The organism is Roseateles sp. DAIF2 (assembly GCF_015624425.1).
Classification (GTDB): domain Bacteria; phylum Pseudomonadota; class Gammaproteobacteria; order Burkholderiales; family Burkholderiaceae_C; genus Kinneretia.
Map to the genome: position 1 here is coordinate 589,126 of NZ_CP049919.1, position 24,578 is coordinate 613,703.

At 69.7% G+C, this 24,578-nt stretch carries 18 protein-coding genes; 13 read left to right on the forward strand and 5 right to left on the reverse strand.

What is annotated here, in order from left to right:
- Positions 1–47: 47 nt before the first annotated feature.
- Genes G8A07_RS02780 through G8A07_RS02790 form a run of 3 tightly spaced genes read right to left on the reverse strand, consistent with a single transcriptional unit; the run spans position 48 to position 2,182 of the window.
- A complete protein-coding gene (locus tag G8A07_RS02780; RefSeq protein WP_195795608.1) occupies positions 48–776 on the reverse strand; it encodes an AAA family ATPase in 729 nt (242 codons plus the stop codon).
- 31 nt (positions 777–807) lie between these two features.
- A complete protein-coding gene (locus G8A07_RS02785; RefSeq protein ID WP_195795609.1) occupies positions 808–1,182 on the reverse strand; it encodes a response regulator in 375 nt (124 codons plus the stop codon).
- A gap of 43 nt (positions 1,183–1,225) precedes the next feature.
- Entirely contained in the window at positions 1,226–2,182 is a 957-nt protein-coding gene (locus G8A07_RS02790) for a TraB/GumN family protein (RefSeq protein WP_195795610.1), read from the reverse strand.
- Between the two features lie 112 nt (positions 2,183–2,294).
- Here G8A07_RS02790 and gshA point away from each other — a divergent pair, with 112 nt between their 5' ends.
- Both gshA and G8A07_RS02800 read left to right on the forward strand, forming a co-directional pair.
- On the forward strand, positions 2,295–3,590 hold the full coding sequence (gene gshA, locus G8A07_RS02795) for a glutamate--cysteine ligase (RefSeq protein ID WP_195795611.1): 1,296 nt from the start codon (positions 2,295–2,297) through the stop codon (positions 3,588–3,590).
- A gap of 19 nt (positions 3,591–3,609) precedes the next feature.
- Entirely contained in the window at positions 3,610–4,479 is an 870-nt protein-coding gene (locus G8A07_RS02800; protein WP_195795612.1) for an AraC family transcriptional regulator, read from the forward strand.
- Here G8A07_RS02800 and G8A07_RS02805 read toward each other — a convergent pair.
- Entirely contained in the window at positions 4,466–5,047 is a 582-nt protein-coding gene (locus G8A07_RS02805; RefSeq protein WP_195795613.1) for an NADH-quinone oxidoreductase subunit B family protein, read from the reverse strand. The genes G8A07_RS02800 and G8A07_RS02805 overlap by 14 nt on opposite strands.
- A gap of 66 nt (positions 5,048–5,113) precedes the next feature.
- Positions 5,114–6,070: a LysR family transcriptional regulator gene (locus G8A07_RS02810; protein ID WP_195795614.1), complete on the reverse strand. Its 957-nt coding sequence runs from the start codon at positions 6,068–6,070 to the stop codon at positions 5,114–5,116.
- 102 nt (positions 6,071–6,172) lie between these two features.
- Between G8A07_RS02810 and G8A07_RS02815 the strand changes: the two genes are divergently transcribed.
- From G8A07_RS02815 to G8A07_RS02865, 11 genes are all read left to right on the forward strand, one after another.
- Positions 6,173–9,070: a TonB-dependent receptor gene (locus G8A07_RS02815; RefSeq protein ID WP_195795615.1), complete on the forward strand. Its 2,898-nt coding sequence runs from the start codon at positions 6,173–6,175 to the stop codon at positions 9,068–9,070.
- 142 nt (positions 9,071–9,212) lie between these two features.
- Entirely contained in the window at positions 9,213–11,096 is a 1,884-nt protein-coding gene (locus G8A07_RS02820) for a potassium transporter Kup (protein WP_195795616.1), read from the forward strand.
- A gap of 123 nt (positions 11,097–11,219) precedes the next feature.
- Complete coding sequence (locus G8A07_RS02825) at positions 11,220–13,478, forward strand: molybdopterin cofactor-binding domain-containing protein (protein WP_195795617.1); 2,259 nt, start codon at positions 11,220–11,222, stop codon at positions 13,476–13,478.
- Between the two features lie 145 nt (positions 13,479–13,623).
- Positions 13,624–14,022 (forward strand): nuclear transport factor 2 family protein, encoded by a 399-nt coding sequence (locus G8A07_RS02830; RefSeq protein ID WP_249937203.1) that lies wholly within the window; start codon positions 13,624–13,626, stop codon positions 14,020–14,022.
- A gap of 329 nt (positions 14,023–14,351) precedes the next feature.
- A complete protein-coding gene (locus G8A07_RS02835) occupies positions 14,352–16,619 on the forward strand; it encodes a TonB-dependent hemoglobin/transferrin/lactoferrin family receptor (RefSeq protein WP_195795618.1) in 2,268 nt (755 codons plus the stop codon).
- A gap of 122 nt (positions 16,620–16,741) precedes the next feature.
- Positions 16,742–20,782: a cobaltochelatase subunit CobN gene (gene cobN, locus G8A07_RS02840; protein ID WP_195795619.1), complete on the forward strand. Its 4,041-nt coding sequence runs from the start codon at positions 16,742–16,744 to the stop codon at positions 20,780–20,782.
- A 56-nt stretch (positions 20,783–20,838) separates the two neighbouring features.
- Entirely contained in the window at positions 20,839–21,333 is a 495-nt protein-coding gene (locus G8A07_RS02845) for a MotA/TolQ/ExbB proton channel family protein (protein WP_195795620.1), read from the forward strand.
- A 9-nt stretch (positions 21,334–21,342) separates the two neighbouring features.
- Entirely contained in the window at positions 21,343–21,669 is a 327-nt protein-coding gene (locus G8A07_RS02850; RefSeq protein WP_195797560.1) for a DUF2149 domain-containing protein, read from the forward strand.
- A gap of 112 nt (positions 21,670–21,781) precedes the next feature.
- A complete protein-coding gene (locus tag G8A07_RS02855; RefSeq protein WP_195795621.1) occupies positions 21,782–22,597 on the forward strand; it encodes an isocitrate lyase/phosphoenolpyruvate mutase family protein in 816 nt (271 codons plus the stop codon).
- 45 nt (positions 22,598–22,642) lie between these two features.
- The gene (locus tag G8A07_RS02860) at positions 22,643–23,812 is read left to right on the forward strand and encodes a benzoate/H(+) symporter BenE family transporter (RefSeq protein ID WP_195795622.1); all 1,170 of its coding nucleotides are present in this window, start codon (positions 22,643–22,645) and stop codon (positions 23,810–23,812) included.
- Between the two features lie 72 nt (positions 23,813–23,884).
- On the forward strand, positions 23,885–24,553 hold the full coding sequence (locus G8A07_RS02865) for an HAD-IA family hydrolase (RefSeq protein WP_213086222.1): 669 nt from the start codon (positions 23,885–23,887) through the stop codon (positions 24,551–24,553).
- Positions 24,554–24,578 lie beyond the last annotated feature (25 nt).

Genomic DNA, 24,578 nt, shown 5'->3' on the forward strand with positions numbered 1-24,578 from the left:
GCGCCGGCAGCAGCACAAGCGTGGAGATGGTGCTCACCGGCGCCTCGTCAGTCCTCATCCTTGAGCAGCTGCTCCAGCCGCTTCGGATAGTGGTTCAGGAAGTCGCGCGTGATCGCGTAATGCTCGGTGTCCTCGTAGCGCAGCTCGGTGATGCCGGCGCCGTCGAACTGCAGGATGCGGGCGCGCGGATAGGCCAGCAGCAGCGGCGAGTGGGTGGCGATGATGAACTGCGAGCTCTGCCGCACCAGCGCATCGATCGCGCGCAGCGCGGTCAGCTGGCGCTGCGGCGAGAGCGCGGCCTCGGGCTCGTCCAGCAGGTACAGGCCCTGGCCGCGCAGCCGCTCGAACAGCACGGCCATGAAGGCCTCGCCATGCGAGCAGGCATGCAGCGAGGGGTTGGGGCTGCCGATCTGGTCCAGATAGGTCGCGACGTTGAAGAAGCTCTCGGCGCGCAGGAAGTATTCCTCGCGCGGCCGGAAGGCGCTGCGCACCAGGCGCAGCGCCTCGTGCAGCGGCGAGACCGGCGCATCGGCGGTCTGGAAGCGCGCGTGGCGCGAGCCGCCCTCCGGGTTGTGGCCCAGCGCCACCGCCAGCGCCTCCAGCACGGTGGACTTGCCGGCGCCGTTCTCGCCGACGAAGAAGGTCACGTCGGCATGGAAGTCGATCTGGGCCAGATCGCGCACCGCCGGGATGTTGAAGGGGTAGGCGTCGAAGTCCGGGGCCGCATCGGGCAGAAACTCGGCGCGCAGCAGATAGGGCTTGCGACTGATTGGCATCGAACGAAGACAGCGGCGGGCTCCCGGCGGCTCAGTCGGCGGCCAGCACCTCATCGATCAGCTCGGCCAGGCGCACCGGGCTGAAGGGCTTGGCCAGGAAGGCGTTGGCGCCGGCGGCGAGCGCGCGCTGGCGCTCGTGCGGCGCGGCGCTGGCGCTCAGCACGATCAGCTTGGTGTCGGCGAGGGTCGGGTCTTGCCTGACCTGGGCACAGAGCTCCAGGCCGCCGATCTCGCCGGGCATCACGACGTCGACCAGCATCAGGTCGGGCCGCAGGGCCTGCGCGATCTGCAGCGCCAGCGCGCCGCTGGCCGCCTCGTGCAGCCGGTGGCCGGCCTCCTCCAGGGCCCAGCGGATCAGCCGCCGGGTGTCGGCCAGATCTTCGACGATCAGGATGCGCGCTTGCATGATGGCGCGATATTAGGGCCAGTTCGTGTCGGTGACATGCGACTTATTGCAGCCTTTCGACCTTGAAACCACGCCGTTCCAGCAGGCGCGGCAGGGCCTTGGGACCGGTCATGTGCAGCGCACCGACCGCTGCGAGCGGCTGGTGGCCGGCCCGCACCAGGGCATCGATGCGCTCGGCCAGGTAGGGGTTGCGGTCGTCGTTCAGGCGCTTGAGCTGGGCGCGGTCCGCGGCGCTCTGCGCGCATTCGCACCATTGCTCGTAATCCTCCAGCGCCTGCAGGTCGCTGCTCTCCCAGGCCTCGGCCATGCGGCGCAGCACGCTGCGTGCCTTGCCCTCCTCCAGCAGGTCCAGCAGCTCGCCGGTCATCTTCAGCGCCTGGCGCCGATTCTTCGGCAGCAGCGCGCCCAGCTGCAGTTCCACCGTCTCCAGCGAGACCACCTGGCGCTGCAGGGTGCGCGCCATGCCGCTGAGCACCTGCTCCTGGGCATAGGCCAGCTCCAGCCCCTCCCAGCGCGCGGCCAGCAGGGTCAGCATGAAGGCCTGCATCAGCGGATGCTGGCCGGCCAGCGCGCCCTTGGGCAGGCAGGCCTCGGCCTCGTGGCGCGCCAGGCGGCGGCGCAGGGATTCGTCCGGCGCGACATGGCGGCGCGCCATGCCGGCGGCCATGCGCTGCTGGATCGCCGGGTCGGCCGGGTCCAGCTCCAGTGCGATCATGTCGCTGTCCTGCAGCGCGGCGGCCAGCTTGGGGCCGGGCAGGGCCCAGTCCAGCTTGCCGACATGGATGCTGCCGTAGAGGTAGGCGCTGCGGCCGTCCTTGCTGATGCGCCACAGCAGGCCGCGGTCCTGGGCGCGCGCCTGCGCGGCCTGCAGGGCCTCGGCGCTGGGGGCCTCGGCGGCCGGCGGGCAGGCCGCGGGGGCGGCGCGCAGGGCCGGCGCGCTCAGGGCCAGGCAGGCCGGCAGCAGCAGGGCGGTCAGGAGTTTTCGGGCGAGGATGCTCATGCCCCGACTTTAGGGCCTTGAGCTTGTGCTCCTCGCCCCCAGTTCAGAGACGAATAGCCTCCTAGAATCATCCTCACATGCCTACCAAGCCCGCTGCGGGCTACCCAAGCCCATGGTCCCCCATCTCATCACCGCGCTGAACGGCCCCATCAACGAGCTGGAGCAGCGCATCCTCGAATCGATGCCGGCGATCGAGCGCTGGTTCCGGCTGGAATGGATGGAGCACACGCCGCCCTTCTACAGCTCGGTGGACGTGCGCAATGCCGGCTTCAAGCTGGCGCCGGTGGACACCAATCTGTTCCCCGGCGGCTTCAACAACCTGAACCCCGAGATGCTGCCGCTGGCGGTGCAGGCGGCGATGGCGGCGATCGAGAAGATCTGCCCCGAGGCCAAGAACCTGCTGCTGGTGCCCGAGGGCCATACCCGCAACACCTTCTACCTGGCCAATGTCGCCACCCTGGTGCGCATCTTCACCCAGGCCGGGCTGAACGTGCGCCTGGGCACGCTGGACCCGGCGATCAGCGAGCCGACCCCGCTGGCGCTGGCCGACGGCAGCAGCCTGACCGTCGAACCGCTGCTGCGCACCCGCGGCCGCCTGGGGCTGAAGGACTTCGACCCCTGCACCATCCTGCTGAACAACGACCTGTCGGCCGGCGTCCCGAGCGTGCTGGAGGGCCTGCACGAGCAGTACCTGCTGCCGCCGCTGCATGCCGGCTGGGCGGTGCGGCGCAAGCACAACCATTTCCGCGCCTATGAGGAAGTGGCGAAGAAGTTCGCCAAGCTGCTGGGCATGGACCCCTGGCTGATCAACCCGATGTACGCGACGGTCGGCGAGCTGGACTTCGGCGAGGGCCAGGGCCTGGAGGCGCTGCAGACCCAGGCCGATGCGCTCCTGACCAAGGTGCGCCGCAAGTACAAGGAATACGGCATCAACGAGAAGCCCTTCGTGATCGTCAAGGCCGATGCCGGCACCTACGGCATGGGCATCATGACGGTGCGCGATGCCAAGGACCTGGCGGACCTGAACCGCAAGACGCGCAACAAGATGAGCGTCAGCAAGGACGGCCAGCCGATCAGCGAGGTCATCATCCAGGAAGGCGTGCCGACCTACGAGCGCGTCAACGACGCGGTGGCCGAGCCGGTGGTCTACATGATGGACCGCTATGTGGTCGGCGGCTTCTACCGCGTGCATGCCGAGCGCGGCATCGACGAGAACCTGAACGCGCCGGGCTCCAGCTTCGTGCCGCTGGCCTTCGCCGAGTCCTCGCAGCTGCCGCGCCCGGGCGTCAAGCCCGGCGCCAGCGCACCGAACCGCTTCTACATGTACGGCGTGATCGCCCGCCTGGCGATGCTGGCGGCCAGCTATGAGCTGGAGGTGACCGACCCGGAAGCCGAGGTCTACGCGTAAAGCCGCACCGCCGGCCGCCATGACGCCCTTGCTGGCACCCGTGCCGCCCGAGCTGCGGCCCTGGGTGGCGCAGGCGACGGCGGTGCGGCTGGAGGCGCCGCCGGGCGAGACCCGCGTCAATCGCTTCCCGGCCCTGGCCGGCGGCATGCTGACCTATGTGGTCGAGGGCCGCCTGCGCATGCTTGGGCCGGATGCCGCATCGGCCGCGTTGCCGCGCGCGACCTTGAGTGGCCCCGCCAGCGGCCCGCTGCTGTCCTGCTTCGAGGGCCGGCTGCATTGCGTGGGCGTGCTGTTGCATCCCTGGGCGTTGGCCGCGCTGCTGCACGGCGAGGCCTCGCCGCGGCTGCTGACCGACCGGCATCTGCCGGCCGAGGCGCTGCTCGGCCCGGACTGGCTGGCCTGCGAGCGGGCGCTGCAGGAGGCGCGCGACGACCGGGCGCGGCTGGCGCAGCTGTTCGCCTTCCTGCGCCGGCGTTTGCTTGGCGAGCCGCGCGTGGTCGACCTGACGCGGCGGCTGCAGGGGCTGCGCCGGACCCTGGCCGGCCATGCGCCGCTGCCCGAGGCGGCGCGCGCCGCCGGCCTGGGCGAGCGCCAGTTCGAGCGGGTGTTCACGCAGCAGTTCGGCCTGGCGCCGCGGCTGTTCCAGCGCATCACGCGGCTGGAGGGCGCCCTGCTCGATGCGCTGCTGCACCGGCAGGGCGGGGCCGAGCTGGCGCTGCGCCATGGCTATTACGACCAGGCCCATCTGGCGCGCGACTGCCGGCTGCTGGCCGGCGCGACGCCGGGCCGGCTGGCCCTGGCGGCCGAGACCGACGCCGAGTTCTGGCCACTGGAGATCGGCGCCGGCCATGCGCGCGGCGCGGCGGCCGGACTGGTCAACGGCGCCTGAGCCAGCGTGGCAGCAGGGAGGTCGCGGCCCGGCGCGGGGCGGCGTCGCGGTCGATGACGCGGGCGGAAGCGGGCGCACCTTGGCCCTCGCGGATCTTGCGGTGCAGTTGCAGCACGCCGTAGAGCAGGGCTTCGGGCGTCGGCGGGCAGCCCGGCACATAGACATCGACCGGCAGGATCCGGTCCACGCCGCGCAGCACCGAGTAGGCATAGTGGTAGTAGCCGCCGCCATTGGCGCAGGAACCCATCGAGATCACATAGCGCGGCTCGGCCATGTGATCGTAGATATTGCGCAGGGCCGGCGCCATCTTGTTGGTGACCGTGCCGGCCACGATCATCAGATCCGCCTGGCGCGGGCTGGCGCGCGGCATCATGCCGAAGCGCTCGAAGTCGTAGCGCGCCATCGCGGTGTGCATCATCTCGACCGCGCAGCAGGCCAGGCCGAAGGTCAGGTACCACATGCTGCCGGTGCGCGCGGCATTGACCGCGGCCTCGACGGTGGTCAGGACATAGCCATTGGGAGCGCCGGGCAGGGCCGGTGTCGGTGGTTCGTCGGTGAGGTATCGCATGGCGCGACCGTAGCGCCGCGCCGGCGGGGCGTCTTGGAAGATTCCGACATCGGGCCTTGTCCTCGGTCAGGCCTGTGCGGAGCGGGCCGTCTGTTCGAGCAGGGCCACGAAGCGGTCGACGAAGGGATTCTGCAGATCGGCCGGATGCCAGGCACAGAGTTCGCCAAGACCCAGATCCACCTCCAGCGGCAGCAGCACGGCCGCACCGGTCAAAGCGACCGAGCGAGCGATCGGCGAAGGCAGGATGGCGACCAGCGGCATGCGCCGCAGCAGCCCCATCGTCAGCATCAGGTCGTCGGTCTGCAGGATATTGCTGGGCAGTGGCAGGCCCAGCCGCTGCCAGAACTGGTCGCGCCGGGCCCGCGAGCGGGTGCCGGGCAGTGGCCAGATCCAGGCCTGTTCGTTGAGGATCTCCCAGCCGAGGCGGCGTTGCCGGGCCAGCGGGTGGCAGCTGCTGATGGCCACCACCTCATGGGTCGGCAGGATGCTGTGCGCCCGCAGCTCGGCCGGCGCATCGCCGACCTGGCGCGCGACCACCAGGTCCAGGCGGCCATGCCTCAGATCCTCGTACATGCCGCTGAGCGAATGGGTGCGCACGCTGATGCTCAGCAGGGGCTGCTCCTGCTTGAGCCGGGCGATGGCATCGAACAGCACCTCGTTCAGCGCCGCGTTGGTGGCGCCCAGCAGGAGATCGCCGCTGGCGCCGCGCACCAGCGAGGCGGCCTGCTCGCCGCTGCGGCGCAGCTGTTGCTCCAGGCGTTCGGCCAGCCGGACGAGGTGCTGACCCAGTGGCGTGCTGCGGATGTTGCGCCCGCGCCGCACGAACAGGGTTTGTCCCAGGGAGCGCTCGACCTCGCCGAGCGCCTTGCTGATCGCGGGCTGGGTGACATGCAGCATCTCGGCCGCTGCGCTCAGTGAACCCGCGTGCGCAAGCGTCATCAGCATGCGCAGCTGGCGCAGGCTCAGGCGCCGCATCACGAAGTCCTCCACCTGCTCCGGCGAGATGGCCAATCCCTCAGGCATAACCGTAGGAAAAGTTTTGTAAAAAAACGGTCATGGATTGTGCCGCGCAAATCCCTAGGGTCATGGCTCTTCTCTCCATTCATCGCCCAAAGGACCCGTCTCGTGAAACAACGCCACACCTTGATCGCCCTGGCCGCCATGCTGGCGGTGGTGCAGCAGGCCCAGGCCCAGTCGGCCGCTCCGGCCGACGCCCAGAAGCTCGAACGCATCGAGGTGACCGGCTCGTCGATCAAGCGCGTGGACAAGGAGACCGCCTCGCCGCTGCAGGTGCTGCGCGCCGAGGACATTGCGCGCTCCGGCGCCAGCAATCTGGCCGAGCTGATGCGCCTGCTGCCGGCGGTGGGCAGCGGCGGCCAGGCCGACGCCACCGGCAGCAGCTTCTCCAATGGGGTGAGCACCGTCTCGATGCGCGGTCTGGGCTCGGCCTCCACGCTGACCCTGATCAATGGCCGCCGCATGGCCGCGACCGCGACCGCGAATCCGAACGCGGGCCAGTCCACGCTCTACAACCTGAACAACATCCCGATGTCGGCGATCGAGCGTGTCGAGGTGCTGAAGGACGGTGCCTCGGCGGTCTATGGCTCGGACGCGATCGCCGGGGTGGTGAACTTCATCCTGAAGAAGGAGTACCAGGGCCTGGAGGCGAAGCTGAGCGCCTCCGGCGCCACGCAAGGCGGTTTCCGCAATGACTCCGCCAATCTGTTCGGCGGTTTCGGCAACCTCGACACCCAGGGTTTCAACGTGATGGTGGGCCTGGACCTGTCCAAGCGCGGCGCGACCGGCATGGACAAGCTCAAAGGGGTGTCCTATGAAGCCTGGCAGCTGGGGACCACCTCCACCACGACAGGCCTGGCGGGGGACATCACCCGCCCCGACAGTTCATTGACCTTCGCGCCCAACTTCTGGCGTGAAACCGCCGTGGGCTCGGGCGCTTTCAACACCAGCACCCCGATCCCGCCCAAGAACAACAGCTGCGCGGCGCCGGGCGTTGTCGACACGACCTTGCTGGCGAGCAAGGCCCCGGTGTGTGCGATGGATACCAGCCGGTACGAGCGCTTCACCGAGCCTTCGAAGAATGCGAACCTGTTCGCGCGCGCCAACTTCCTCATCTCGCCGGACCTGAGCGCCTCGGTCGAGGCCGCCTACTCGCGCCTGGAGAGCGAGTACTCCAATGACACCGGCTTTGCCACGCTGGGTTCGGGCCTGAGCGAATGGTTCGACCCGCGGGGGCAGCGTCGCACCTTCCGTCATGTGATGGCGTCCAATCATCCGGACAACCCGCTGTTCCAGGCCGATCCCAACAACAAGCTGCGCGTGCTGACCAGCGCCCGCCTGGGGGACATCCCACGCTACGACAAGCTGAAGCAGGAGGATGTGCGCCTGGTGCTGGACCTCAGCGGCGCACATTTCGGCTGGGACTGGAACGGCGGCCTGCTCCACAACCAGTCCAAGCGCAAGGAAACCGAGTTCGGCGCGGTGCATGCCAAGAGGGCCGAGGAGGCGCTGAAGAGCTACCGCTTCGGGGGGCAGAACAGCCCCGAGCTGCTGGCCCGGATCAGCCCGACCATCTTCAACGAGGGCGAAACCAAGGTCACGATGGCCAACCTCAAGGGCAGCCGCGAGATCGGTCGCCTGGCGGGCGGTGCCGTGGGTGTGGCCCTGGGCCTGGAATACCGTCGGGAAAGCATCAGCATGCGGCCGGACGCCGAGCTGCAGGCCGGCAACTTCGTCGGGCGCGGCGGCTCCATGGCCAATGGCAGCCGCAATGTCACCTCGGTCTTTGCCGAGACGGTGCTGCCGGTCTGGAAGAGCCTGAGCCTGGAGGCCGCGCTGCGCTCCGACCAGTACAGCGACTTCGGCAACTCCACCACGCCGAAGTTCGGTTTCAAATGGAAGGCGATGGAATCCCTGGCCCTGCGCGGCACCGCCTCGGCCGGCTTCCGCGCCCCCAGCCTGAGCCAGATGTCCGACTCGTCGGTCAGCAGCTCCCAGACCATCGGCACCTGGCGCGACGCGAATCGTTGCCCCCTGGGGAAGAACGGGCTGCCGGGCAAGATCCCGGGGGCTACCAACTATGAGAACACGCTCGCGAACGAGTGCGATCGCAATGCCAGCAGCGGCAATTCGCGCTCGGTCGCGGCCTTCATCGTGGCCAACCCGAAGCTGCGCCCGGAAACCTCGCGCAGCTACACCCTGGGCCTGGTGTTCTCGCCGACGCCGACGATCAACGGCACCGTCGACATCTACCAGATCACCCGCAAGAACGAGGTGGACCGCCTGAGCTCCACCGATGTGCTGCAGCGCCTGTTTGAACTGGGTGACAGCTCCTACCAGGGCGACGTCGTCCGCACCGCGGATGCCAGCACCGCGCTGAAGGACGCGGCGGGCAATGTCATCCCGGGCACCGAGCGCATCGCGCTGGTCAAGCGCAAATACCTGAACCTGGGCCAGACCCAGGTGCGCGGCGCCGATCTGGAGCTGAGCCATCGGCTCAACTTCGAGAACGGCCATCGCCTGAGCAGCAGCCTGTTCGTCGGCTATGTGCAGAGCTATACCCGGCAGCGCGACAAGGGCATGCCGCATGTCGACTTCAACGACGCCGCGGACCGTGATCAGCCGAAGTACAAGGGCCGTCTGAGCAGCAACTACAGCTTTGGCGATGTGACCCTGTATGGCGCGCTCAACTACCTGCACAGCATGGGGCTGCCCCGTGTCAATCAGGTGACCGGTGTGCGCGATGCATGCAGCCCGACCTATGCCAGCAGCCCCTATCAGACCGCGGCCCTGGGCGGGGGCTGCCGGGTGGCCTCGCTCACGACCGTGGACCTCGGTCTGACCGTGCGCCCGGTGAAGGGGCTGACCTTGCAGGCCACGGTGCTGAACGCCTTCGACCGTGCGGCCCCCTACTCCCCGACCTTCGACCTGTACGGCTGGGACAAGGACCTCTACAGCGCCGCCGGCCGTTCGGTGTCGCTGAGCGCCACCTACACCTTCTGGTAAGGGCTCTGGGTGTGACGGCGTCACCACGCCGTCACACCCCTTTTTCGCGGGGTAGGAATACCGCGTTGACGCACTGCACAACGGCGGGCGCACAATATGCCCCTTTCGACCACCAGCGGCCGAGCAGGCCGCCGCGTTTTCCGTGAGTGCATCCTCCGCGGCCCGCAGCCCCCTGGCCCAAGCCGGCCTGACCCTTGGCGCGCTGGGCGTCGTCTATGGCGACATCGGCACCAGCCCCCTGTATGCGCTCAAGGAGGTGTTCCACGGCGGCCATGTGCCGCTGACGCACGACAACATCCTGGGCGTGCTCTCGCTGCTGTTCTGGACCATGACCATCGTGGTCTCGCTGAAGTACGTGCTGCTGATCCTGCGCGCGGACAACAACGGCGAGGGCGGCCTGATCGCGATGCTGGCGCTGGCCACCAATGCGGTGAACGACAAGCCCCAGCTGCGCCGGCGCCTGATGCTGGTGGGCCTGTTCGGCACCGCGATCTTCTATGGCGACGCGGTGATCACGCCGGCGATGACGGTGCTCAGCGCGGTGGAGGGCATCGATGTCTATGCCCCCGGCTATCACGACCTGATCGTGCCGGTGGCGCTGATGGTGCTGGCCGGGCTGTTCACGGTGCAGCGCTTCGGCACCGGCGGCATCGGCCGCGCCTTCGGGCCGGTGATGCTGTGCTGGTTCCTCAGCCTGGCCCTGCTGGGCCTGCCCAAGGTGCTGGACAACCCGCATGTGCTGCTGGCGCTGAACCCGGCCTGGGCACTGGCCTTCTGCATGGAATACCGCTGGGTCGCCTTCGTCGCGCTGGGCGCGGTGGTGCTGGTGGTAACCGGCGGCGAGGCGCTGTATGCCGACCTGGGGCATTTCGGCAAGAAGCCGATCCGCATCGCCTGGTACGCGGTCGTGATGCCGGCCCTGGTGATCAACTACTTCGGCCAGGGCGCGCTGCTGCTGCAGCAGCCCGAGGCGATCAAGAACCCCTTCTTCCTGCTGGCGCCGGCCTGGGCCGAGATCCCGCTGTTCCTGCTGGCGGCGGTGGCGGCCAGCGTGGCCTCGCAGGCGCTGATCACCGCGGCCTTCTCGGTCACCAAGCAGGCGGTGCAGCTGGGCATCCTGCCGCGCATGCGCATCCTGCACACCTCGGTGCGCGACACCGGCCAGATCTATGTGCCCTTCGTCAACTGGGGCCTGTTCGTCTTCGTCGTGCTGGCGGTGGTGCTGTTCGGCTCCAGCAGCAAGCTGGCCGGCGCCTATGGCGTCGCGGTGACGATCGACATGACCATCACCACGGTGATGACCTTCTTCGTGATCCGCTACGGCTGGCGCTACCCGCTGGCCCTGTGCGTGCTGGCCACCGGCGCCTTCTTCCTGATCGACATCACCTTCCTGGCCTCGAACCTGCTGAAGCTGGCCCATGGCGGCTGGTTCCCGCTGGCGATCGGCATCGGCATGTTCACCCTGATGCTGACCTGGAAGCAGGGCCGGCGCCAGCTCAGCGCCAAGCTGCGCGAGGACGCGATCGACCTGAACAGCTTCCTGGAGGCGGTGTTCGTCAGCCCGCCGACGCGCGTGCCCGGCAGCGCGGTGTTCCTGTCGGCCGAGCAGGGCGTGACGCCCAATGCGCTGCTGCACAACCTGAAGCACAACAAGGTGCTGCACGAGCAGAACCTGTTCGTCAGCGTCAAGCACCATGAGGTGCCCTGGATCGGCTTCGACAAGCGGGTGCAGGTCGAGAGCCTGGGCAACGACTGCTGGGCGGTCAGCCTGCATTTCGGCTTCAAGAACGAACCCGATGTGCCGGACGCGCTGAAGCTGCTTGAGCAGCGCGGCGTGCACCTGGACGAGATGGAGACCAGCTACTTCCTGTCGCGCGACATCGTGATCCCGACCATCGGTTCGGGCATGGCGCCCTGGCGCGAGAAGCTGTTCGCCAGCATGCACCGCAACGCCGCCGCCGCGGCCGACTTCCTGCACCTGCCGACCAACCGCATCGTCGAGCTGGGCGCCAAGGTCGAGATCTGAGTTGATCTGACCCCTGCGCCGGCCGGCTTCGTCCGCGCCGGGCCGGTTTCGTCGCATCGTCGCCGCGGCTCTGTGCGGCCCGCCTAGCATCGCCCGCTGCCAAAACAGCAGGGAGGGCGGGATATGCAAGCAAGAAGCCAGGAGCCGGAGGTGTTTTCGGACGACCAGCCTCAGTTGCCGGCGCGCCGGCGCCTGCTGCAAAGCGCCTTGCTGGCCGGCGGCGCCTGGCTGCTGGGCGCCCCGCCGGCCGCTGCTGCCAGCAGCGCCGCGCCGGCCGCTGCGGGCTTCAGCCCCTGGCTGCGCTTCGATGCGCAAGGCCTGACCCTCTTGAGCAACATCAGCGAGATCGGCCAGGGCAGCCATACCGCGCTGATACAGATCGCGGCCGAGGAGCTGGGCCTGCCGCCGGCGGCGATCCGGGTCGAGATGGCGCCGCTGCGGCCGGAGTTCCTGAACCCGCTGGCGGACAGCTATGTGACCTATGGCAGCCTGGGATTTCGCAGCGCCTACACGGTGCTGGCCCCGGTCTGCGCGGCGGCGCGCGACATGCTGCAGCGCGCCGCCGCGGCCCGCTGGGGCGTGGCTCCGGCCGACTGCGAGCCGCGCGACGGCTCGCTCTGGCACCCGCCCAGCGGGCGACGCCTGGCCCTGGCCGAGCTGCTGGCCGAGGCCGCCGCGCTGAGCCCGCCGGAGAGGCCGCAGCCCCGGCCGCGCAGCGAATGGCGGGTGCTGGGCCGGGCGCTGCCGCGCGCCGACATTCCCGCCAAGACCGATGGCAGCATGGTCTACGGCATCGATGTGCGGCCGCCGGGCCTGCTGCTGCATGCGGCGGTGCTGCATGGCCCGGGCTTCGGCGCGCGGCTGCTGGCCCTGGACGGTGAGGCGCTAGCCCTGGCCCGGCCGGGCGTGCGGCGGGTGCTGCGCCTGCCGGGCGCGGTCGCGGTGGTGGCCGACAGCTACTGGGCCGCCGAGCGCGCCTGCGAGGCCCTGCGGCCGCGCTGGGCGCCCGGGCCGCGGGCGCCGCTGGACAGTGAGGCCTATGCGCGGGAGCTGCGTGAGGCCGCACAGGCCGGCATGGGGCGCGCCTATCCGCGCCGCATCGCCCCGGCCCGGCTCGATGACGAGGCCTGCGAGGCCGGCCTGCGTGCGGCCGAGGCGGCGGGCCGACCGCCGCTGGACCAGCTGTTCGAGTTCCCCTTCCTGGCCCATGCGCCGATGGAGCCGCTGAACGCCACCGCGCGCGTCGACGTCGAGGGCGCCGAGCTGTGGGTCTCGACTCAGAACCAGTCCGACACCCAGGCCGCCGTGGCCAAGGCCCTGGGCCTGCCGGTCGAGCGTGTGCGGCTGCACAGCCTGCCGGCCGGCGGCGGCTTCGGGCGGCGGCTGGAGCATGACTTCGTGCGCGAGGCCGCGCTGATCGCCCGGGCCTTCGGCGCGGGCCGGCCGGTCAAGACCATCTGGTCGCGCGCCACCGAGCTGGCCGCCGGCCATTACCGCCCGGCCTGGGCGGCGCGGGTGCGCCTGGCGCTGGGGGCCGACGGGCTGCCCCAGGCCCTGCGCGTCGACATGGCGGGTGCGCGCATCGAATCCAGCTCCGGCGTGGCCAGCTCGATTGCGGCCGACATCCCGGACGGCAGCGGCTCGATGGGCTGGCTGGGGCCGAGCTACGCGCTGCCGCCGCTGAGCCTGCGCTTCAGCGAGCGGGACCGCGGCGTGCCGCTGGCCTACTGGCGTTCGGTCGGCAACTCGCAGAACTGCTTCTGCCTGGAGACCATGCTGGACCTGGCGGCCAGGGCCGCCGGCCAGGATCCGCTGGACTACCGGCGCCGCCTGCTGGCCGGCGGGGACCGGCCGGCGCGCCAGCGCGTGCTGGCCCTGCTGGAGGCCCTGGCCGAGCGCGCCGGCTGTGCGCGGCCGCTGCCGCCCGGGCATTTCCGCGGCCTGGCGCTCAGCGAGGCCAACCGCGCGGTGGCCGGCCATGTGGTCGAGATCGCGCTGGCCGGGCCGGGGCGCTTTCGCCTGGTGCGCATCACCGCCGCGCTCGATGTAGGGTGGGTCGGCAATCCTGACGCGGTGTCGGCCCAGCTGATGGGCGGCACGGTGTTCGGCCTGGGCGCCGCGCTGTTCGGCGAGATCGGCTTTGCCGAGGATCGCGCGCTGCAGCGCAATTTCGACGGCTATCGCCTGCCCCGGCTGGCCGAGCTGCCGCCGATCGAGCTGCTGGTGCTGGGCGAGGCCGAGCGGCCCGGCGGCGCCGGCGAGGAGGCGGTGCCCAGCATCGCGCCGGCCCTGGCCAACGCCCTGCTGGCGGCCAGCGGCCGGCCGGTGACGCGCCTGCCGCTGACGCGGGCCGGCTGGGAGCTGGCCGGGGGCCGCGGCTGAGCGTGGTGGCCGGAGCGGTGCCGGGCCGGCCACCCGCTTCGATCGCCCGTGCTGTCTTCCACCTCGCCGGCCCGGAAGGCGGATCGTCATGCGTCAACTACACCAGCGAATGCTCTCGACCCTGGTTTCATTGGGAGGCTTGCTCTTGTCAACCCATGTTCTTGCCGGCAACACGGAAATCGATGCGGCCCAGGTGCCGCTCCAGCACTATGTGCTCGCCCATGCGACCGGCAACCCGGAGCTGATCCACCAGGCGTTTGCCGAGGGGGCCCGGGTGACCGGCCATATCAACGGCGAGCTCATCTCCTGGAGCGTGGCCGAGTACGCCGCGCGCTTCACGGGCAAGCCCGCGGCCGACGAGTCGCAGCGCAGCCGGAGTTTCGAGATCCTGGACCTCGCCGGCGATGCGGCCGTGGCGAAGGTCGTGCTCGACTATCCGACGGTCAGGTTCGTCGACCATATGGCCCTGCTCAAGGTGGCGGGGCAGTGGCGGATCGTCGGCAAGTCCTTCCATGCGCAGGCGAAGGCCCGGCCGCAGCCGTGAGCCCGGACGATTCAGCAGGCGCACAAGCGGCTGTGACGAATTTGCATCATTACGTTAATGAGAATCGTTATTAAGTAGAATTGGCGCATCGCGAGCCCCGCTGCCTGATGGCGGGTGGGCTCGCCGAAAGAGCCCGCCAGCCATTCAGTCAGTCCCTCAGCCCGCCGCTCGACCAGCACAAAGTTCCCAACCCAGCCGCGGGCCCCATGCCGTCCGCCGTCCGGGCCAGGCTTTGCCGGCGGCGATGCCCTGCGGGGTTGGTGCGGCGGCGGGCCGCGCCCTGGGCGGTGGTCGCAGCACGGCGCTCGCAGCGATTCCAAGGTCCGTCCATGGCACGCTGCTCTACCGCTATTACAACCTCCTCGTCCCCGGTTCTCGTCCGCGCCCTGCCGCGTCTGCATCCGCTGGCCCTGGCCGCCGCCGCGCTGGCGGGCGTGGCCCAGGCCCAGCCCCTCGTGGCGCCCGACCTTCCCAAGGTCGTGACCTCGGCCACCCGCCTGGCGACATCAGAAGACGAGGTGGCGGCCACGATCACGACGCTGACGGCCAAGGATGTCGACCGCAAGGGCGCCACCGACATCAAGGACCTGCTGCGCAACGAGGTCGGCATCTCGGTGCGCTCGCAGCCGAATCGCAGCTCTGCCGCGTTCTCTGCGACCGGACGCGGTGGCAATGAGGGCATCAATATCCGCGGTCTGGAAGGCAATCAGGTGCTGCTGCAGACCGATGGCGTGCGCCTGCCGATGATCTATGCCAGCGGCCCGGTGTTTGCGGGACGAGGCGACTACATCGATGTCGAGGCCTTCAAGCAGGTGGAGATCCTGCGCGGTTCCTCGTCCAGCTCCTATGGCAGCGATGGCCTGGCCGGCGCCGTGAGCTTCCAGACCAAGGACCCGATCGATCTGGTGCCCAAGGGCAAGAGTTCGCAGGCCGCGCTGAAGCTGGGCTACTCCTCGGTCGACAAGTCCACGACCGTGGTACCGAGCTACGCCTTCCGCGGTGACCAGTTCGAGGGCATGCTGCTGGCCAGCCTGCGCCGCGGCAGCGAGACCAACACGCGCGGCGACAACGAGGCGAAGAATCGCAACCGTACCGTCGGCAACCCGCAGGACATCGCCTCCAACTATGTGCTGGGCAAGCTGATCTACAAGCTCGATGCGCGTCAGCGCTTCAAGCTTTCGTTGGAGCACATGGACCGCGACATCGACACCACGGTCTACACCCTGTTTGGTGACCCGATGTATCTGACGACGACCCGCGTCGACGCGGCCGAGCGCATCAACCGCACATTGGCCAAGCTGGACTACGAGTTTGCCGACAGCAGCAATCCCCTGTTCCAGCGCATGCTCGCCAATGTCTACTGGCAGCAGGCGAAGAATCGCCAGCTGGGCTATGAGGAGCGCAGCAATACCTCGGTCTGGAACAGCCGTTCGCGCGATGCCTACTATGCGGAACGCATGGTTGGCGGCTCGGTCCAGTTCGAGTCCTATCTGACGAACCAGCGGCTGGTTTACGGGGTCGATGCGTCCAGCTCGCTGGTCCACTCGTTGAAGGAGGGGGGCAACTACCTGAACGGTGCGCTCGTGACCGCGCCGTCGCCCAGCGGCTTCGGGCCTACCAACAAGAGCTTCCCCGACACCGACTACCGCTTGTTCGGCGCCTTCATCCAGGACGAGATCACCTTGGGTGATTTCACCGTGACGCCGGGCCTGCGCCTGGATCGCTTCGAACTCGATCCGCGCAAGAATGACCCGCTCTACACGGTCAACAACAAGGCCGAGCCCGCCAAGCTCAGCGACCAGGAGCTGTCGCCCAAGCTGGGCGTGGTCTGGACCTACACGCCGATGCTGCGCGTGTTCGGCCAGTACTCGCATGGCTTCCGCGCGCCGACACCCAGCCAGGTCAACGGCGGTGTGACCAATCTGAATGCCCGGCCGGCCTATACCTCGGTCGGCAATCCGAATCTGAAGCCCGAAACCAGCGACTCCGTGGAACTGGGCCTGCGCGGCCGCAATGATCTGGTGCGCTACAGCGTCGCGCTGTTCAAGGGGCGCTACAAGGACTTCATTGCCGCCAACCAGACGGTTGGCGGATCGGGCACCGTGGCCGATCCCCTGGTCTTCCAATCGATCAACCTGGGCAGCGCCCGCATCCGCGGCTTCGAGTTGAGCGGCGCCTGGAACTTCCTGCCCAATTGGACCGTCAGCGCCAGCTATGCCCATACCAAGGGCGACAGCGAAGTGGCCGGCGTCAAGGCACCGCTGGAGACCATCGACCCGGACAAGGGCGTGCTGGGCCTGCGCTATGAGCAGGCGGGTGTCTGGGGCGCCGAGCTGAGCGTGACCGGCATGAAGAGCCAGCGTCGCAATCCGAACCCGGCCGCCAACTACACGCCCAAGGGCTTCGTGGTCGGCGATCTGGCGGCTTGGTACGAGATCGGCAAGCAATGGACGATCAATGCTGGCATCAGCAATCTCGGCGACGTCAAGTACTGGCAATGGTCCGACGTGCGCGGCATCGCCCCGACCGCCATCGCGCTCGACGCCTACACCCAGCCGGGCCGGAACTTCAGCGCCAGCGTGCGCTACCAGTTCTGAGCTCGCACACAGGCTCCGGAAGGAGTCTGTGGCTAGCGAAGGCCGGCACGCGATACACGCGGGCCGGCTAAGCCCACCACCCCTAGCCAGCCAGCCGCGCCGACCAGCGGCGCCAGCATCCGATGCGAAGAATCCTGTTCTCCCTCCTGTTCGCGAGCTTCGCGCTGCTGCTATTCGGCAGTCCGGCCGCGGCCGCGCCGGCGGGCGGCAAGCCGCCGCCCACCGTGCTCTTCATCGCCGCCAGCCCGGTGGCGCCCGGCAAGTTCGTCACCCTGGCAAAGGCCGCCGAGCCGCTGGGTCTGCGCATCGAGGCGCGCTTCGCCGAGAAGCTGAGCCCCGACCTCGACGCCAAGCTCTGGGCCAATGCCGATCTGGTGCTGATCGACGCACCGCGCCAGCATATCGAGGACTATGTGCGCCAGCGCCTGGGCGCCGCGCTGCCGGCGCTGGCAGCCAAGCCGCAGGTCTGGCTGCCGACCGCTGCGCCCAAGAGCGCCAACGTGCCCGAGGCCTTCGCCAAGCGCCTGCATGCCTATTACGTGAACGGCGGGCGCTCGAACATGGACGCCTTCCTGCGTGCGCTGAAAAGCCAGCTCGCGGGCAACCAGGACTGGGCGCGCCTGCCCGAACCGGTCGTGTTCCCGCCCGCGGCGCTGTACCATCCGAAGCTGCCGTCCATCGTGCTGCCGACGCCGGCGGCCTTCCTGAAATGGCGCGGCCTGGACGCCGACCCGGCCAAACGCCCGCCGGTGGTCGGCATCGCTTTCCACCAGCAGAGCATTTCGGCCGAGCAGACCGCCTTCCTGGACGACCTGATCGCTCGCATAGAGGCGGGCGGCGCGATCGCCTGGCCCTTCTACAGCCCGGTGCTGGACGCCGACTCGATCCGCCGCATGGCGCTGCTGGATGGCAGGCCGATTGTCGATGTGCTGATCAACACCCAGATCACCCTGAGCCCCGAGGCGCGCCGCCAGGAGTTCGAGGCCATGGGCATCCCGGTGATCCAGGCCATGGCCTATCGCCGCGGCGACGCGGCCGACTGGGCCGCCGACCCGCAGGGCGTGCAGCTGATGGACGTGCCCTTCTACCTGGCCCAGGCCGAGTACGCCGGCATCACCGACATCCAGATCGCCGCCGCCAACCGCAAGGGCGACGACCAGGTCGAGACTATCGCCGCGCAGAGCGCCGCGGTGGCGGGCAAGGCGCTGAACCTGGCGAAGCTGCAGCGCAAGGCCGCGGCCGAGCGCAAGGTCGCCGTGTTCTTCTGGAACTACCCCTCGGGCGAGAAGAACCTCAGCGCCTCCTTCATGAACCTGCCGAAGAGCTTCGTCGCGACCCTGGCCGCGCTGCAGGCCGCCGGCTACCGCACCGAGCCGCAGGACGAGAAGCCGCTGACCCTCTTGCTGCAGCGCCTGCTCAAGCCCGCCTACGAGCCGCCGGAGAACCAGGCCGTGCTGCGCGACCTGGTGCGCGACGGCCTGGCCGGACGCCTCGCGCTTTCCGACTACAAGCGCTGGCTGGCCGCGCTGCCTAGCAGCGTACAGGCGCAGATGCGCGAGTCCTGGGGCGAGCCGGAGAAATCCTCGATGCTCTTGAGCCAGGGCGGCGAGCGCTTCTTCGTGATCCCGCGCCTGCAGCTGGGCCATGTGACCCTGCTGCCGCAGCCCGGCCGCGGCGAGCGCGGTGGCGACAAGGAAAAGTCGCTGTACCACTCGACCAGCGCCGCGCCCTCGCATTACTACATGGCCACCTATCTGTGGGCGCGTCAGGGCTTCGGCGCCGACGCGCTGGTGCATTACGGCACCCATGGCAGCCAGGAATGGCTGCCGGGCAAGGAGCGCGGCCTCTCGGCCTCGCACGACTACCCGATGCTGGCGGTCGGCGACGTGCCGGTCGTGTACCCCTACATCGTCGACAACGTCGGCGAGGCGACGCAGGCGCGCCGCCGCGGTCGCGCCACCATCATCAGCCACCAGACGCCCCCGTTCGCGCCGGCCGGCCTGCATGCCGCACTGACCGAGATCCACGACCTGCTGCACCAATGGCTGGCGCAGGAGGAAGGCGGCGTGAAGGACAAGATCCGGGCCGAGTTCCTGGCCAAGGTCAGGAAGGAGCGCATGGCCGCCGACATGGGCTGGAGCGAGGCGCGCATCGCCGCCGAGTTCCCGGCCTTCGTCACCGAGGTGCACGACCATCTGCACGAGCTGGCTCGCACCGCCCAGCCGCTGGGCCTGCATACCTTCGGCCAGGGGCCGGACGAGCAGCTGCGCGTCGCCACCGTGCTGATGATGATGGGCCACGAGTTCTGGGAAGGCATGGCCGGCCCGGACGAGGAGGCCGACGAGATGCTGGTCGGCGACTGGAAGAAGCTGGCCGAGTCCTCGCCCTTCCGCAAGCTGCAGGCGATCCTGCGCGGCGACAAGAGCCAGGACGCGGCCGTCGCGAAGATGCCCGAGGCGACCCGCGCCAAGGTCGCGAAGGCACGCGAGTGGTATGAGGCCCTGAGTGGCGCCAGCGAGATGCAGGGCCTCTTGAACGCGCTGGCCGGCCGCTACATCCCGACCAGCTATGGCGGCGATCCGATCAAGAACCCGGACACCCTGCCGACCGGCCGCAATCTCTACGGCTTCGATCCCTCGCGCGTGCCGACCAAGGCCGCCTGGGAGGCCGGCAAGGAGGCGATGGACAAGCTGATCGCCGCGCACCAGGCCAAGAACGGCGGCAAGCCGCCGAAGAAGCTGACCTTCACCCTGTGGTCGGTCGAGACCATGCGCCATTTCGGCCTGCTCGAAGCGCAGGCGCTGTGGGCGCTGGGCGTCGAACCGGTGTGGGACTCGGGCGGCCGCGTGGGCGACGTCAAGCTGATCCCGCGCGACAAGCTGGGCCGGCCGCGGGTCGACATCGTGCTCTCGGCCACGGGCCTGTACCGCGACCATTTCCCCAATGTGATGCGCCAGCTGGCCAAGGCCGCCAAGCTGGCCGCGGAGGCCAAGGGCGAGGCCGACAACCCGGTTGCCGCCAATGCCCAGCGCATCGCGCAGCAACTGGTGGCACGCGGCGTCGATGCCGCGGCCGCCGAGCGCGCCGGCCAGACCCGCATCTTTTCCTCCGAGACCGGCCGCTACGGCACCGGCCTGGACGATGCGGCCCTGGCCACCGACACCTGGAAGACTCAAGGGGAGGGCGACCGCAAGCTGGCCGAGCTGTACCTGTCGCGCATGCAGTTCGCCTACGGGCCGGACGAGGCCGAGTGGGGCAGCAAGGGCGTGGCGGCCGGTGGGAAAGCGGGTCAGTTGAACCTCTATGCCGAGCATCTGCGGGGCACCGAGGGCGCGGTGCTGGCGCGCAGCTCCAACCTTTACGGCATGCTGACCACCGACGACCCCTTCCAGTACCTGGGCGGCATCGCGCTGGCGGTGCGCCAGCTGGACGGCAAGGCGCCGGAGCTCTACATCTCCAATCTGCGCGGCCCCGGCGGCGGCAAGGTCGAGGGCGCGGCGCAATTCCTGGCCAAGGAGCTGGCGACCCGCAACTTCCATCCAGGCTATATCGAGGGCCTGATGAAGGAGGGCTACTCCGGCACCCTGCAGGTGCTGGACGGCATCAACAACTTCGCCGGCTGGCAATCGGTCGCGCGCGAGATCGTGCGCGACGACCAGTGGCAGGAGTTCATGGACGTCTACGTGCGCGACAAGCACAACCTCGGCCTGAAGCGCTGGTTCGAGGGCAACAACCCGCATGCGCTGGCGCAGAGCATCGAGCGCATGCTGGAGGCCGCGCGCCAGGGCCAGTGGAAGACGGCGGATGCGCAAAGCATCGCCGAGCTGAAGCAACGCTGGCGCGAGCTGGCGCGCCGCTACGACGTGAAGACCGACAACCAGGCCTTCAGCAAGTTCGTCGATGCCGGCTACGGCCTCAACGTCGCGCCGCCGCAGGTGAAAAACGCGGCCGCGAAGGCTGCGGCGCAACAGCCGCAGGCCCCGACGGCCGAACCGCCGCCACCGCCGATCCAGGGCATGAAGCTGGAAAAGGTGGTGCAGCAAGCGCTGCCGACCCTGGCGCTGGGCAGCACCCTGGCGGCGCTGGCCGTGCTGCTGCTGGCGATGCTGGGCGGCGGCTGGCGCGCCTGGCGCGCCGATGCGCCGGTCCGCACCGCGGCCTGAGCTCCCAGCTCTTCTTTCTTCCTTTTCGTCCAGATCCCCAACGGAACCCGAACACCATGTCCTCCTCTCTCGAACACAGCATGTACCTGGTGGCCCAGCTCTTTTTGCTGCCCACCCTGGCCCTGATCGCCATCCTGTTTCTCTATGCCTTCTGGGTGCTGGGCGCCTTCGCGGTGCAGGCGCTGCGCCGGCGCGACGGCCAAAGCGGCCGCCCGCTGCTGGCCGCGCATCGCGCCGCCGGTCCGCAGGGCCTGTCGGAAGATGAGCTGGACCTGAAGGCGCACAAGCTGATGGAGGGCGAGCGCATCGCCAGCCGCGTCACGCCGATGCTGGGCCTGGTCGCGACCATGATCCCGATGGGCCCGGCGCTGCGCTCGCTGTCCGACGGCAATCTGGCCGCCGTGTCGCAGAACCTCACCGTGGCCTTCTCGGCCGTGATCCTGGCCCTGATCGCCGCGTCGATCACCTTCTGGGTGGTCAATGTGCGCCGCCGCTGGCTGGCCGAGGAGATGCTGGAGATCGGCAAGCTGCGCACGAAGGCGGAGGCCTGAGCCATGGCGCTGAAACTGCTGCACGAAGCCGAGACCGACGACCCGATCCTCTCGGTCGTCAACCTGATCGACATCTTCCTGGTCGTGATCGCCGCGCTGCTGATCACGGTGGCGCAGAACCCGATGATCAACCCGTTCAACGGCAAGCAGGACGTGACCGTGATCACCGATCCGGGCAAGCCGAACATGGAGATCACGGTCAAGAAGGGCGAGAAGATCGAGCGCTACAAGTCCAGCGGCGCGGTCGGCAGCGGCGACGGCGAGAAGGCCGGCGTCGCCTACAAGATGAAGGACGGCTCCATCGTCTACGTCCCCGAGGGCAGCGGCGCCCAGTAAGCGGGTGCTGGCAGGAAAGCGTCCGAAAACGACTGGCCGCGGCCCGGCGGGCATGCGAGGATCGGCGCCTCGTTTGCTCATCGACCCCTTTCGTGAAGAAGGATCGCCCGCCATGCCGACGTCGCCAGAATTCGCCGCCGCCTTCCATGCCCTGCACCGCGGCCCCGAGCCGCTGCGCCTGGTCAACGCCTGGGATCCCGGCAGCGCGCTGCTGATGCAGAGCCTGGGCGCGCCCGCGGTCGCCACCAGCAGCGCCGCGGTGGCCTGGGCCCGGGGCTATGGCGACGGCGACCATCTGCCGATCGAGACCCTGGTGCCCCTGGTCGCGGCGATTACGCGCAAGCTGAAGGTGCCGCTGACGGTGGACTTCGAGGGTGGCTACTCGGCGGACCCGGCCGTGGTCGGCGCCAATGTGGCCGCGCTGATCGATGCCGGCGCGGCGGGCATCAATATCGAGGACGGCAGCGCCGAGCCGGAGCTGCTGTGCCGCAAGACCGAGGCGGTGCGCACGGCCGCCGCGCGCGCCGGCGTGCCTCTGTTCATCAATGCGCGCTGCGATGTCTATCTGCGGGGCCTGGTGCCGCCGGAGCAGCGCGTGGCCGAGCTGCTGGCGCGCGGGCGGCGCTATGTGCAGGCGGGCGCCGACGGCCTGTTCGCGGCCGGCGCGCGCGAGCCGGGCGAGATCGCGGCGATCTGCGCCGGCATGGACGGCACGCCGGTCAACATCCTGGCCATGCCGGGCGTGCCGGCGGCCGCGGAGCTGGCGCGCCTGGGCGTGCGCCGCGTCAGCGCGGGCTCGGGCATCGCCGAGTCGGTCTATGCCCGCATCGCCGCGCTGGCCGGCGATTTCCTGCGCGACGGCGACGGCCAGCCGCTGGGCCGCGAGGCCCTGCCCTATGCGGAGCTGAACGGGCTGATGAGCCGCTAAGGCCCGGTTCACGCCGGTCGAACGGGAGCCGGCTATGCTGTGCCGATGCGTAGCAAGACCTGGCTCCAAGACCTGTCCCTGTCCGCCGCCGTGGCCGGCTTCGTCGCGGTGCTGGTGGGCTTCACCAGCTCGGTGGCGATCGTGTTCCAGGCCGCCCAGGCGCTGGGCGCGACGCCGGCTCAGATCAGCTCCTGGATGTGGGCGTTGGGCCTGGGCATGGGCATCACCAGCCTGGGCTTGTCGCTGTGGACCCGCCAGCCGGTGCTGACCGCCTGGAGCACGCCCGGCGCGGCCCTGCTGGCCGGCACGGCCGGCGTCTCGATGCCGGAGGCGATCGGCGCCTTCCTGATCTGCGGCGCGCTGATCCTGCTGTTCGGCGTGACGCGCTGGTTCGAGAAGTTGATGGACCGCATCCCGCTGGCGGTGGCCTCGGCCCTGCTGGCCGGCGTGCTGGCGCGCTTCGGGCTCGATGCGGTGCTGACGGTCAAGAGCGCGCCGCTGCTGGTGTTGGCGATGGCCGCGGCCTATCTGCTCGGCAAACGCTTCTTCCCGCGCTATGCGGTGCCCGGCGTGCTGCTGACGGGCATCGCGGTCGCGGCGGCGCAGGGGCGCATCCGGCTCTCCGCGGTCGAGTGGGGCTGGGCGCTGCCGGTCTGGACCACGCCGAGCTTCAGCGTCGCGGCCCTGGTGGGCGTGGCGCTGCCGCTGTTCCTGGTGACGATGGCCTCGCAGAACCTGCCCGGCGTCGCGGCGCAGCGCGCCTCCGGCTACCAGACCCCGGTCTCGCCCTCGATCACGGTGACCGGCCTGGCCACCTTCCTGCTGGCGCCCTTCGGCGGCTATGCCTTCAACCTGGCGGCGATCACCGCGGCGATCTGCATGGGCCGCGAGGCGCATGAGGACCCGGCGCGCCGCTACACCGCCGCGGTGATGGCGGGCCTGTTCTATATCGCGGTGGGCCTGGCCGGCGGCGCGGTGGTCGGGCTGCTGGTGGCCTTCCCGCGCGAACTGGTGGCGGCGGTGGCAGGTCTTGCCCTGCTGGGCACGATCGCCGGCGGCCTGGCCGGCGCGCTGAAGGAGGAGCAGCACCGCGACGCGGCGATCCTGACCTTCCTGGTCACCCTGTCCGGCGTCAGCCTGCTGGGCATCGGCTCGGCCTTCTGGGGCGTGGTGGCGGGCTCGCTGGCGTTGCTGGTGCAGCGGCTGCGGCGTTAAATGAATGAAGCCGTCCGCCGCTGGGGCGGGCGGTTCGGCAAGAGGGAGAGAAAACAAGTGAGTCATGACGAGTTGAGTCGCCGACCGGGGCAGCGGCAGCATCGCTGCCGCGCGCTGCTGTTCGACATGGACGGCACCCTGGTGCAGTCCGGCGGCAATGTGGAGGACATCTGGCGCGCCTGGTGCGAGCGGGTGGGCGTGTCGGCGCAGGCGGTGCTGAGCATCTGCCATGGCATGCGCAGCCATGAGGTGCTGCAGCGGGTCGCGCCGCAGCTCGATCCGGAGCCAGAGCTGCTGTGGCTGGAGACCATGGAGCTGCGCCATATGGAGGGCGTGGCCGAGGTGGCCGGCGCCGGCGCGCTGCTGCATGGGCTGGCCGGCCTGCCCTGGGCCCTGGTGACCTCGGCCTCGACCGCGGTCGCGCGCCGGCGCATGGCGCTGTGCGGCCTGCCGATGCCGGAGGTGCTGGTCAGCTCGGACCATGTGCGGCATGGCAAGCCCGACCCCGAGCCCTATCTGCGCGCGGCCCAGCTGCTGGGCGTGCCGGCCGCGGACTGCCTGGCCTTCGAGGATGCCGAGGCCGGCATCGCCAGCGCGTTGGTCGCCGGCTGCGCCGTCATCCGTCTGGGCGCGGCGGACCCGGCGCCCGATGCGCGGTTGCTGGCGCAGCTGCCCGACTGGCGGCATACGGGCGCGGCGCGGGCGGAGGGCGGGGCGGCACCGCTGCTGTTCCGTTACTGAGCCGGCGCCTGCCTATGGATGCGCT